General features: G+C 72.6%; 2 protein-coding genes. Both read right to left on the reverse strand.

The window, feature by feature from the left end; genetic code table 11:
* Positions 1 to 195 precede the first annotated feature (195 nt).
* Positions 196 to 855, reverse strand: coding sequence for a hypothetical protein (locus ABZ234_RS33045; protein ID WP_355014664.1), 660 nt, complete (start codon positions 853 to 855; stop codon positions 196 to 198).
* 427 nt (positions 856 to 1,282) lie between these two features.
* Positions 1,283 to 13,351 carry a hypothetical protein gene (locus ABZ234_RS33050; RefSeq protein WP_355014665.1) on the reverse strand — a complete coding sequence of 4,023 codons (12,069 nt, stop codon included), beginning with the start codon at positions 13,349 to 13,351 and terminating at the stop codon, positions 1,283 to 1,285.
* Positions 13,352 to 13,387: the final 36 nt, after the last annotated feature.

Consider the following 13,387-nt stretch of genomic DNA (forward strand, 5'->3'; position numbering starts at 1 on the left):
CCTCGGTGAGACCCGCGGCCAGGGCGCGCAGGGCCTGCTCGGGCAGAGGGCCGTGGGGGCGCCCCCCCCCGCCCCGGGGGGGGGCGCCACCACCCCCGGGGCCCCCCCCGGCTGCGGGGGCGGACGGGGACGCCTCCCGCGTGTCCGCGCGCGGATCCGCTCCCCTCCCGCGGTCCTGCCCCCGGTCGGACCCCGTCAGTAGCGGCGGTACACGGCGAGGAAGACCGCCACGTGGCCGACCCGCAGGGCCGCGGCGGCCGACAGGAGCCACCAGGGCAGCGGGGACGGGGAGCCGGCCGGGAGGGAGTCCGAGGGCACGGGGTCGAGGCGGCCGCGCGGGTCGTAGGTGATCTCCGCCGACTCCCCCTCCGGTCCCGCGCTGTGTCCCAGGGTCATCTCCGCGGGTCCGCCCGGAGGGCAGTCCAGGGTGTGGTCGTACACGGTGCGGGTGCTGGTCGAGGTGGTGCCGTCCGCGTGGTGGGTGGTGGTCGTGATCGTGCGGGACTCCACGGCGAGCAGTGCGCAGGTCACCTCGATTCCCCGGTCGAGCAGGGCCTCCTCGGTGATCCGTTCCGCGATCACGGAGGCGCTCCCGAGCAGCAGGAAGCTGACCGCGCCCGCGAAGAAGAACTCCGGCATGGACTCGAAGCGCGTATAGAGCATCAGCGAGAAGAAACCGCCGCACAACCCCGCGAGGCCGAGGGCGACGCCCAGGAGGTCGCTCGGCCAGCCCCGGCCGTGCGCGTCCAGCCACGCACTCGCGCAGAGCGCGCCCAGGACGAGGAAGGGGATCGCGGCGGCGACGAGGAGGTCGAGGGCTCCGATGAGCCAGGTGGGGAGGGGGCGAGCGCGCACGGGGACCGTCCGGGGGGTCGGGGACGCTGTAGGTCCTTCCCCCCGGGTGGCCGCTCCAAGAGCCGCCGGCCGGGACGGGCCCGCACGCGGGCCCGGGGGCCGGGCGTGCTCCGGGGGAATCCCGTCGTGCGCTTCCCAGAGCCAGGGGGCGGGACGCTGTTCGCCGGTCGCGGGGTCACGGGCCAGGCGTGCGGGGGCCTGTGCTCCTCGGGGACGATGTTCCCGGCCTGGTCGAGTTCGCGGACGATGACGCGGTTGCCCGGGGCGTCGTGGACGGTCCCGCGCAGGAGTCGTCCCTGTTCGTCCCACCGGTGCCAGGGCCCGCCGGTCCGTGGGGGTGTCGGGTGATGCCCTGGGTGGCGAGCGTGCCGGTGGGCGGCCGGGCCAGGTCGGGGCCGTCCGCGACGCCGTCGACGAAGGTCCGGTCCTATGCCGGTGTGCCGGGGTGGCCGTACAGGGACATGCCGTCGTCGCTGTCGCCCGGGTCCGGGTTCGAGTCCAGGTCCGGAACCGAGTCGGTGTCCGCGTCTCGCCGGCCCGGGTCCCGGCCGTCGCGGGTGTCGCGGCCGCCCCTGCCGTCTCCGTGCGAGGAGCGGCCGCCGTCCCCGCTCGAACCCCCGCCCTCACCTTCGGGGTCGCGCCCGGCGCCGGAGTCGCCCCTGTCGTCGGACCGGTCACCGTTGCTGCCGGACCGGTCTCCGTCGCTGCGGCCGTCGCCGCCCCGGTCGCCGCCGGAGAGGCCACCGCTGCTGCCCGGCCCGTCCTCGTGCCGGCTTCCGTCCCTGCCGTCGTCCCCGGGTCCGCTCCTGTCCCCGGGGGCGTCCTCGGCATCCTCCTCGCTGTTCTGGTTACCGTCCTTGTTCTCGGACGCGCCCTGGTCCTCGTTCTCGCGCTGTTGCCGGGTCGGGACGGACTCGGGCTCCGCAGGGAGTGTCTCGGGTTCCGCCACCTCCGGGACCCGGTCGTCGTCGATGACAGGGGCGGGCTCCGCGGTCGTCTCCTCCCCGGAAGGGGTGCGCCCGGTGTCCTGCGCGGAGTCGCCGTCCCCCTTGTCCACGGTGCCGTTCAGCTCCTGGTCGAAGAACGCGAACAGGTCGGCCGCCGGGCCGGAGATCAGGGGCGCCTGTTCGGCCGGGGGCGCGGTCCCCTCCTGCTGGGGGACGACCGTCTGCTCCCGGGACAGGGCGGGGAAGCCCTCGCCACCCAGGTTCCCGGCGTGGGGCCGGGACGGGGCGGCGGGGGTCTCCCCGGGTTCCGGTCGGGACGGTTGCGTGCTCGTTCGGCTCTGCGGTGGGTTGTCGGCTCCCGGATCCGTCCCGGTCGGGGCGGGAGAGCGCGGTTCCTCCCGTGCGGTCTCCGTCGGGGGGACGGGCCGGTCCTCGTGGGCGTGGCGGGTCTCTGTCCGGTCGGGGGAGTTCTGTCGGCCGTGGTCGCCTGTCAGGCCGGTGCCGTGCGGGGAGGGTCCGCTCCCGCCCGGCCTGGTCGTGGTCGGCAGCGACCACCGGGCCCTCCACTCCTGCCGCAGGCGGTCCTCCTCCTGCGGTGTGCGCGCCCTGTGCTGCCAGTTGGCCCTCCAGTCGTGCATGGCCCGGAGCCGGTTGTCCCACTCGCTCCGGTCCGGGTCCGTGGAGGGGGCGGGCAGGTCAGGGGTCTGCGGTCGACGGGGAGCGGGCTGCTCCTCGGAAGCGCGGCCGGTCCGCTCGGGAGAGCTCTGCCGGCCGTGGCCGCCCGTCGGGCCGGTGCCGGCCGGGGACGGCCGGTCGCCCCCGGAAGGGGCCGGGGACGACGAGCGCAGCTGCTCCAGCCGCAGCCGCATGTCCCTGAGCGTGTCCGAGTCCGGCGTGGACGCCTCCGAGAGGGTGTCCTGGTCCGCCGGCAGGTCTGTGTCGTGGTCGGGCCCGGTCTCCGTGTGGAGAGGGAGGCGCTGCCCGTCGAAGGTGAACACCGCGTCCAGGGCCGCCGCGGCCATCTCCTCCTCGGACGCTGTCGGCTGCGGCTGCTGGTCCCGACCCTCCGCAGGCCGGTCCTGCTGCTGCGGTCCGCTCGGGGCAGTGGAGGGCCCGGGCAGGGCGGTGGTGTCGGACTCCGGGGGGAAACGCTGCGCTCCCCGGGCTTCGATCCAGGCGGCGTCGTCGGGACCGCCCAGGTCCATGTCGTACCGGAACCCTTCGGGAACGGCCGGGCCCACCGCCAGGGACCGTTCCATGAGCGATCGCATCAGCTCTGCGCGTTCTTCCCCGCTGAGCGAGGCCGCCTCCGGGTAGTGCCTGTCGAGCCAGCGGACGCGCGGCGCCTCCTCCTCGTCGTCACTGACGTCGTACAGGTTCTCCGAGCCGTCCCTCTCGCGCTCGCCCGCGGGGACGCCGGAGGCCGCCGTGGCCGTCCCCTCCTCGGAGGGGGTCGGCTGCGGCGGTCGCCCCGGGCCCTCGACGGGCCGGTCCCGCTCCTGCGGCGTGCTCGGGTCCGTGGAGGGCCCGCGCGGATCTTCGGTCTCCGGTGTTGCGGGGAGGCGCAGGATCGCGGGATCGCCGTGCGTCTCCTGTTGGCGGCGGAGCAGCCGGCTGATGTGGATCCCGCGCTTCGGAACACCCGCGGGCAGCTCGGTTCGCGTCCTGCGGGTGTTCCCGTCGTCCAGGCCCCTGTCCCGGTCGTCCCGGGCTCGCGAGGTCGGGGCCGTGGGGTCGCCGGCGCCCTCCGGGACGGAGGTGTGGGGCAGGAGCGGCGTGGTGTCGTCCTCCTCGTGGACCTGGGCCCGGTAGCTCTCCGGAACCAGGGCGTCCCCGTCGTCGGACCCGTGGTCGAAGGGCCGGCCGGAGTCCTCCCCCGTCCCCGTGAGGGTGATGCCGAAGGTCTCGCCCAGCCTGTCGCGCAGCACCTGACCGCTGTCGGCCTTCGTGGGCGGCGCACCGTCCTGTCCGGTGTCCGTGCCGTCGTCCCGGCCTGCCGGGTCGGTGGAGGGACCGCCGTCGGCCGGAGGCTCGGGGGCCTTGCCCTTGTCGGAGCCGTCGTCGGGGGACGTGCTCGCGGTGAGCGGCGGTCGCACGGCGGGAGTGTCGGTGAATCCCCGGCGCAGGGCGCGCAGGGCGTCGGCCCACTCCCGCAGCGCCGTGTTGAAGGCGTCCAGGTTCTTGTCGTGGGCGCCTTGGAGCTTGTCGTACTCCTCCCGCGCCCTGCGCGCGTCCTCGGCCCTCTGTCCACCGGGTTCGGACCGGGTCTGCCCGGTCCCCTCGGCCCGCTCCGGACCGGACGGCGCCCTGTCGGTCGCGTCGTCCCGGCCCGAGCCCTCGCCCTGGGCGGCGTCCGGTGCGTTCCGGGTGTCGACGACCTTCGCGGCGGCCCTGTCCAGCGGCTCGCGCGCGTCGAGGTAGTTCTTCTCCGCCGTGGCCAGGGTCTCCTGGGTCTCGGCGATCCGGTCCATCAGCGGCTTGAGGTGGTCGACCCCGTCGGGGGCGATGATGCCGAGCTTGACCGCGTCGCCGTGGGAGATCCAGGTCCGGACCTTGGTGTTCACCTCACCGCGCTGCCATCGTGCGGGCTTCTCCCGGGAGGAGGTGTGCCGGGGCTCCTTGCCGAGCCCTCGGCGCGCCCGGTCGGCGGCGGCCCGGCCCATGTCCGCGCTCTTGTGGCCGATGCTTTTCGCCGCTCGCCTGTACCAGGCGCCGCGCAGCTCCGTCTTGGCGCCCACGCCCCACGTGGTGTCGAACTCCACGAGATAGCCGGGGCCGGTGCGGGTGCGGGTCGTCGTGGAGGGGTCCTTGGCCTTGGTGTCCTGGGAGGCGGAGCCGCCCGCGGACGTGCTGTCCCCCGCGCCGGCGGCACCGAAGAGCCCGCCCCGGGGCGGCTGGTCGGTTCCGCCGACCCGCCCGGCGGGCATGTTGTCCAGGTTCGCGGCCAGGGAGTCCGAGGTGCTCTGGGAGGAGGTGACCGTCTGTTCCGACTCCGACGAGTCGCTCAGGCGCACGTCGGGGTTGTAGTCGACGATCTTCCCGGACCTCAGGTCGGGCAGCGCCTGGACGGCCAGCCGTGTCCGGCCCATCTTGATCGTCTCGACGCCACCGGGTTCGAGGGCCTGGAGGAAGAGCGACTTGAGGGAGAGCAGGTTGAGGCTGTGGTCGATGGCGTCGTTGCGGACGTTCAGCCCGATCTTGTCCGCGACGAGTGCGCGGGCCTCCTTGACGGCCTCGGGGGTGTAGCGCCCGTCGACGACCGCGTCGGGCGACGGTGTCCAGCCGAGCGACCTGGCCACCACGACGTGGGCGATGTCGCGGGGGTCCTGGCCGTCGAGGACGATGGCGGTGGGCATGACCACGGCGTCCCGGATGTCGCGGCCGCCGACCGGTCGTCTGCTCGACATCCAGTCCCGCATCATCTGTTCGAGGGACGCGTGGGTGTCCGAGGAGGGGTTCTCCGGGGCCGGTGGAGGCGGGGTGCGGTCGGTGCTCCGGGGGTCGGTGCGGGTGGTCGCGGTGTCGTCGGGGGTGTTCCGGGGCGGGGTCTGCGGAGCGGTGCCGGTGCGGTCGGCACCGCTGCCGTCCCGGGTGCTCCGGGGTTCGGTGGCCGTGTCCCGGTCGAGCGGGGCCCGGTCGCCGGGCGGGGCGGGGCGGTCGTCGCCGGAGGTGTCCGTGGAGCCGTCCACCCCGTCCCCGGCGCGGGGCAGGTCGATGGAGAAGGCCGGGTAGAGGGCCTTGACCGTGCCCGAGTCGCCCTCGCCCCGGAAGCTGCGCCGTTCGTCCTTCTCCAGGCCCTCCCAGGCCAGGGTGTTGGAGAAGCCCTGCTTCTCGGGGATCTCCAGGTCGATGGTGAGCCGGCTGTCCATGGACATCTTGGCGTAGGGGATGTCCATCGACACCTGCACGGTCCGCTTGCCCGAGTCCTTGACGGCGACGCCCTCGTTGTGGGTCCTCGCCCCGGACTGGTCGCTGAACACGCCCATCATCGTCGGGCGGCTCGCCGGCCCCGGTTCCCCGTTCGACGGCTGGCCGCCTCCGGTATAGGGCAGCGGCGGCATGACCGCCTCCTGGACACCCGCGCCGGCGTTGCCGGAGCGCTCCTGCTGCCCCTTGTTGCCGGTCTCCAGGGTCTGCTGCTGTTTGAAGAGGGTCTTGCCGCCGATGTAGTCGACCTGCGGGTTGCTCGTGTCGAGCTTCAGGTTCACGACGGCGTCGAAGGCAACCGGTGTGGTCGACGTGGTGTTGCCCTTGAAGACCGAGTGGCCGACGGGCTTGATCCGCACCGCGAGCGGGGGCCCGGAATTGGGGCGCAGGCCCCGGTACGAGGTCAGCGCGTCCAGGATGTCGGTCTGGGACTTCCCGGTCAGTTCCCAGCCCGACGCGGCGAGCTTGTCGGCGAGGTCCTTGAGGGCCTCGTTCGCGGAGGGGGGCCTCATGAACTTTCCGGAGTCCTCCGCGCCCGGACGCACCCGCGCCTGCTCGGGGCGCTCCGGCTCGGGCTGGGGCTCCGTCGACAGGGTGCCGTCGGCCTCTTCCACGACCCTGTCCTCGACCAGGCCCGACTGCTGGGCGTCGCGGACGTGGAGCAGCCCCCGGGTGAGGTCGTGGAGGTGGGCCTGCCAGCCGCGATAGCGCGGGGAGTGGGGGACGGGAGGTCCGTGGCGCAGGTTCCTGGAGAACTCGACGGCCTGCTTGATGAGACCCGAGGCGTGGAACCTGTACGACTTGTTGATCCCGGGGCTGAACCCGATCGTCTCCGAGAACTTCTGCGAGGGCTTGTCGCTGACGGTCCAGTCGTAGATGCTCTTGCTCAGCGCGGGGCCGAGGTGCACCTGCGGGTCGGAGGCGGAGTCGGGCGCCTCCGAGTGCCGGGCGCCGCCCGCGGTCGGCTCCGCCGGGTTGGGGTTGTACCGGCCTCCGCCCGCCCCCTGGACGGTCAGGTCCTTCTTCGTCGAGGTGTTCGTGGACACCTCGTGGCTGGTCTTGTCCTCCCAGCTCAGCGCGGCGTCGGACTGTTCGAGGCGGGTGATCGACCCGAGCTCGTACCTGGTCGCCGACGTGATGCGCGCGTTGTGGCCGGAACGCAGGTCACCGGTCAGTTCGGTGTTCGCCCGCAGGCCGGTGGAGCTGTACGTCTGCGGGTTGTTGCGGACGTTGTCCTCGGAGAGGACGTGTTCCATGTACTGCCTGTTGCCCTCGGACCGGGTCAGGTAGGAGCGCAGTTTCTTCAGGTTGCGTTCGAGGCTCAGCTCTTCCAGATAGCTCTTGAACCGCTGGAAGTCCGACTGCTTGCCGGGCCCGTTCGTGTCCCAGGGAGCGCGGTTGGGGAAGTTCCCGTAGTACGCCTCGACCAGGCTGTTGACCTGACCGTCCTCGGTCGCGAACGTGGTGGCGGTGTACTCGAACGTGGCCCCTGTGTCCAGGACGGTGTCCGCCTGCCGCTGCTCCTTCGTCCGCTGGTCGGTGGTGTCGGTGCTGTCCTGGCCGGTGCCGCCGGTCTGTGTGGTCGTGTTCGGCTGCGGGGTCGTTCGCCGGTCGGCGTCGGTCCGGTCGGTGGGGGCCCGGTCCCGGTCGGTGCCGTCCGACTCGGTGTGGAAGCGGTTCGCGAACCGCTTCGTCGCGCGCACCAGTCCTCCCGGGCGCTGCTGGACGTTTCCGGGGGCCGCCGTCGTGAAGCCCCGGAGCATGTTCTCGGCATCCTCCGACGGCATCGGGGTGATCACGACGACCTCGGGGCTGCCGGGCTCCCGGCTCCGGCCGGTCCCGGTCCCGCCCTGGTTCCCCTGCGGCGTGCCGCCTTGGGAAGGGGTGTCCGCAGGACGGCCTCCGTCGTCCGCGGTGTCGCTCGTCTTCGTGCGGAACGGCCTCATGAACCGGTCCCGCCGCCGGTCGGACCGCTCCGGCCGTTCACCGGAGGCCTTCGGATCCGCCGTGGTCCGGTCCTGGGGGGTGTCCTTCTGCTGGTCAGGCCGGGCCTGCTCGGCCCGGGCGGCGTCGGAGGCCGTCTTGGGGGTTTCCCCGGTGAAGAGCGTCTCGACGGGGTCGAACAGCGCGATCCCGCGTTCGGACACCGGTTTGGTCTTCGCGTCGGGCTTGGCCATGCCGATGTCGTCGTGCTCGTACAACCGGGCCGAGATCATCGCCGTCGCTGTCCAGGTGTCGACGGTGTCCTCGGGGTAGCTGACACCGTGCTCGCTCTGGACCTTGGTGCTCAGGTTCTGTGAGCCCGACTTCGTCTTGCTCAACGTGGTGGAGGCGGAGGCCCTACCCGACCGGGGCGCATACCCGTTCGCGTCCGCCGCTCCGGTCTCGCGGGCGTAGGCGCCGGACGTGCCCTTCGCCGTGCTGCGGTCCTGGGTGCCGGTACCGCTGCTGTAGGAGGAGGCGCCACCGTACTTGAAGGAGAGCTCCTTCTCGCCGCCCTTGCTCTCCTTCCCGTCCTTGTCGTCCTTGCTCTTCTCGCCGCTCTTCCCGTCCTGGCCGTCCTTCCCGCCTCCGCTGTGACGCACGTCCGAGAAGTCGGCTCGGATACGCAGGGTGATGGTCGGGGCGTGCAGAAGGTAGGTGCCCGTCGACTTGCCCGAGGAGGCGCCGGTTCTCGCGGTCTCGGTCAGGGTGACGGAGATCCCGTTGTCCCTCAAGGAGTCGAGCCCGCCGAGGAACCCGGCATCGGAGATCGCCTTCTCGATCTTGGCGGTGTTGGATTCGGCGGTCCTCAGGTCGCGGCTGAGCAGCCTCTGGCTGCGCAGCACCTCCGCGAAGCTGCGCGATCCCTCGCCCGGCGGACGGTTGAAGTTCTTGGGGCCACTGGTGATGCCGGGCATGACCAGGCCGGGCCTGTGCTTGGCGATGCCTGTCAGCACCTGGTGCAGGAGCTGGTCGTAGACCGTGCGCTGCGGACCTTTGCCCTGGCCGTGGTAGAGGTCGCTTTCGGGCCAGGTGAAGTCCTTCGGCACGATCTCGCGCGGGAGGGCGGTGCGGTCCTCTCCCGTCCGCTCGCGCCGCGAGTCCTGTCCGTCCGGGACCGGCGTGCCCGTCAGCTCGGCTCCGGTGCCGTCGGTCCGGGTGTTCGGGCCGGGGGCGGTCTCAGGGGTCTCGGGGGTGCTCCGGTCCCGGGAGGCGTCTGTCTCTGCGCCGTGGTCGTCGGTGGTCCTGTCCTGACCGCCGGCGTCCCCCTCGCCCGCGGGGGCCGGGGGCGTCTGGCCGCTGATGGTCCACGCGTCCGCGTCGGTGAGGATCTCCAGACTGGTGCCCGTGAGCCTGTGCGGCTCCGGATCCCCCTGGAAGTGCACGTAGTAGTTGCGCGTGACCTCGTAGACGCCCGAACCGGCCCTGTCCGTGGAGGTGCGTTTGACCGAGCCGGAGTTACCGGTTCCGCTCTCCTGCGTCGAGCGGTGCCGCTGGCCTCCCTCACCGGACACGATGTCGAACCGGACGCCGTGGTTCGTCCCGGGAAAACCGACGTCGAGGCCGACGCCCCCTCCCCCGGTCCCACCCGTGATCTTGTGCTTCTGCAACGAGGAGGAGGCCTCGTGCTCGGATTTGGCGGAGCGGTTCTGTCCGCCCTCGGGGAGGCTCGACGGCTTGGCGACGTAGGAGATCGGGATCGACCTGATCGTCACGCGACGTTGTTCGCCATCGGGGGCGGTCAGGGTGATGGCGTGTGCTTTCCGCGTCGACTTGGGCAGCACCTCCAGCATCACTTCGTCGGAGAACTTCTTCTTCGTCTGGTTCTGGACGTGCTCCAGGAGCTGTTGCCGTCGTTCCTTGCTGACGGAGGGAAGCAGGTGGCGGGCGGCGCGCTTGAACCGCCCCGGGCCGGAATCGGGGGGCGCCACCTTGTCGGCCACCCAGTCGGCCAGGGAGGGGACGTCCTGGGTCTTCTCCCCGTTCTTCCCCGTCCGTTCCCGGAAGCCCCCCAGGCTGATGGGCTGGCCGTTGGCCACGTTCGCGTGGGGGGTCCTGGCGGGGGGAGTGCCGTCCTTCCGGACGGGACCGCCGCTCAGGGGATCGGACAGGGTGATCGTCGCGGGGCCCTTGTGCGGGGTGACCTTGCCGGGCAGGATCAGCGCGAGCCCGTTGGACGAGTGCGTCCGCCGCTGCACCCGGGGGTTCACGTCGGTGGCGTTCCCCTCCTTCGGCGGTGCGGGCGTTCGCTCCCGGCCCGAGGCGCCCCGGACCTCAGAGGGCCGGTCCGTCTGCGCAGACGTCCCGCCCCGCGAGGCGGTGTCCGGTGCCGTGGAGGACGTCGTCGGCGGTGAGGTCCGCTCCAGGACGAAGTCCATCCCCAGGTCCGCGGCGTAGACCTCCGGGGTGCCCATGGCCTCGTAGGCCATGGCGGACTCGAAGGTGACAGTCGTGGCGGCCGCCGTCTGTCGCTGGCGCGTGGCGCTGGTGAAGCTGAAGATCGCCCGCGGGCCGACGTCACCGACGCCGGTTGCGCCGAGCATCAGCGGCGAGAGGGTGAAGCCGAGGTTGAAGGCCTTGTTGCCGCCGTGTCCGCCGCTGCCCTCGAAGGCGGCGCTGCCACCCACCTCGGCGGCCATCTTGGCCTGGGGGGTCTTCGTGCCCGGGACGGCCTCCGAGGACGCGTGGTAGAAGTTGCCCTCCGGCAGGGTCAGCTTCACCCGGGCCGTCCAGACGGAGCCGTCGTCCCCCTTCACCTCCGTGGAGTATCCGTCGGATGTGAAGAAGGTGGACATGTTCTTGTCCTGCTGGGCGGCGATCCGGTCACGGACCTCGTCGCGCACGCTGTCGGGGGCCGTCACATCGTCGTTCCCGAGCGTGCTGTCCACGAACGCGTCGAGGTGCTGGGCGTGGACCATGCTGGCGTTCACCAGGGACGAGTTCAGGAGGTATCCGATGTCGTGCGGCGTGTTCCGGTCCGGAACCACCGTCCCGGCGTAGTCGGGGTCCGGTTCGGGAGCCTGCCCGGTCTCCGGAGTCCGGTCCCGGGACGCCCCCGTGGCGTCGGTGCCGCCGTGCTCCGCGGGGGCCTGCTCCTGATCCGTGTCGCGCTCGCGGGAGGGGGCGTCCCCGCCGCTGTCCTCGGTCGGGGACTTCTCGGCGCCCTCGGGGTCGGGGGCCGGAGCGCTGTCGGTGCTCTTCTCCCCGTCCTGCTGCTTGTCGTCCTGGCCGTCGGCGGAGGACTCCTCCTGAGCGGGCTCGTCGTCCGCCTTCTTCTCGTCCCTGCCGTCCTGGCCGTCGGATTCGTCGTTGTTCTGGTCCTGGGAGTGGTGTTCCTGGCCTTCGCGCTTGTCTTCGCCGTCACCGGAGCGGTCGTTGTTCTGCTCACCGGTTCGGTCCCCGCCCTCTCCGGTCCGGTCCTTGTCACTGTCCTGGGAGCGGTCGTCGTTCCGGGGAGTGTCCTCGCCGCGCTCGTCGGACTGTTCGCCGTCGCGGTCGGAGGGGTGGGGTCCGGTGTCCTCCGCGTCCTGGGGCGGTCCGCTCACGGCTGTGGTGTCGGTGTCCTGCTGACCGTCGCTCTCGGTGACGGGAGACGGGGGCAGCGGGACCTCGGTCGGTGAGGTCTGCTGTTCGGGGGTGTGTTCGCTGGCGGTGGCCGTCCGCTGTTCGTCGGTCGCGTTCTGGTCGTGCTGGTCGACCGGGGCGCTGGTGGTCTCGGCCTCCGGAACGGGCGGTGCGCCCTCGGTGGTGACCCGGGAGGTGTCGCCGTCGCGGGGTGATCGGTCGGTGGAGGAGTCCGCGATGGGGGTACCGCCGGTGTGCCGGGGCAAGCGTCCACCGTTGTCGCGTTCGGTGGGTGTGGAGCGCTGGTTGTTGTCGGTGGCCGTGTTCTGCGGTGCGGTGGCCGGTGGTGGGGATTGGCCGATCGGCGCGGCCATGACGGGAGGGGCGGTGTGCTGCTCGGGAGCGGGGGTGGAGCGGTCGGCCTGGTTCGTGTTGCCGGTGTCGGGTGTGGTCTGTTCGGCTGCGGGGGGCGGGACCGTCATCGGGTTGTCGGGGACGATGGCGTTGAGGAAGTTGACGGTGAGGGGTCCGTCGTTCATGCCGGGGTGGAAGAGGTCGTTGCCCAGGCCGGGGTGTTTGACCTCAGTTGTCCCGAAGGGGTCCTTGGTGTCCTCGGGGGTCTTGAGGGGGTCGGGGTAGGGGGTGCGGACGTCCTCGTCCCGGTGGACGCGGACGGTGTCGTCGTTGGCCTGGTCGCGGTCGCGGTCGTCGGGGTCGCCGAAGTCGGAGCCGCCGAACACGGAGTCGGTGTCGGAGTCGGTGTCGCTGTCGGTGTCGCTGACCAGGTCGGGGACGTCGTCGATGTCGGAGAGGTCGTCGCGGTCGCCGCTGGCCTGCGAGGCGGTGGCCGGGGGTCCGTCGCGGTCGGGCCGCCCGTCCTGCCCATGGTCGGGGCCCTCCCCGTGTCCGGCTCCCCGGTCCTGCCCGCTGGGATCGCCGCCCTGCCCGTCGGACCAGCGTTCGGGCCCGCTCGCGGCGGGGGGCCGGGCGCTCTCGTTGCCCGGAGCTTCCGGCCCTGTCCCGGCCGGGGATGCGCTCTGGGTCTGCTGCGGTTCGGGCGTGGACAGGTCGGGTTTGTCTTTGTCGCTGAACAGGTCCAGGCCGTGCAGGATGCCGTCGGTGGCGCCCTGTTGGATGCCGGCCTGGGTGGCGCCGGCGGTGGCGGAGTAGCCCGAGGCCTCCCAGCCGCGTCCGTCGGCCAGGCTTCCCAGCCCTTCGCCGAGGTAGCCCTCGAGTGCTCCGGTGCCGATGCTGCCGCCGACCTGCTGGGTGTAGGCGCCGGTGGTGGAGAAGTACTCGCCCAGGGGTTTTTGCAGGTTGACGGGCACCTCTGAGAGGTGGTCGCGCATGTGGGGCGGGAGTCGGTCGCCGAGGGTGTCGCGCAGGTGCCGGCCCAGGTCGGGGTCGTTCCAGTGGCGGGCCAGGGTAGCGGCGTAGTCCCGGCCCAGGTCGCGCGCTGCGCTCTCGCCCAGGTGGTCGCCGAAGTTGCGGGCGAACACCTCGGCGAAGTCCTGACGCGCGGCGGCGGCCTTGGTCGCGTTGTCGAAGGCGCCGGCGCCGATGGGGCTGGCGGGGTTGTAGGGGGTGAGGAACTCGTCGTTGTGGCGGCCGAACACCTCGGCCAGGTCCTTGTTCAGGGAAGGCGGCGCAGGCGCAGATATGGGCGTGGGTGTGGTGCCCGGGGTGTCCTTGGGCGCGGGGGAGTCCGCGCCCCGGTCGGGGTCGGTGGCGGGCGGGTCGTCCTTGGGCCTGGCGGGGGGACCGTCGGGACCACCGCCCCCGGGGGGTGGCGGGGTGTCGGTGCCGCGGTTGACCGGTGGCGGGTCGTCCTTGACCGGCCCGGCCGGCGGCCCGTCGGGCGGGCCCGAGGGTGGTCCGGGCGGGGGTCCGTCGGGGGTCTCGCGGAGGGGCGGTCCGGTGGGCGGACCTGCCGGGGGCGGCCCGTCGGGTGTGGTGCGGACCAGCGGGGGCGGGTCGGGCAGGTCGTTGAGGTGTTTGAGGCCGTTGGTGAACAAATCGGACAGGTGTTTGCTGAAGAGCCCGTCCATGCCGGCGGAGAAGACCGCGGAGAGCACGCCCTCGATGGCGGCGCCCTTGTGGGCGCTCGCGGT

This window comes from Nocardiopsis sp. NPDC006198 (assembly GCF_040613895.1).
GTDB lineage: Bacteria > Actinomycetota > Actinomycetes > Streptosporangiales > Streptosporangiaceae > Nocardiopsis > Nocardiopsis tropica.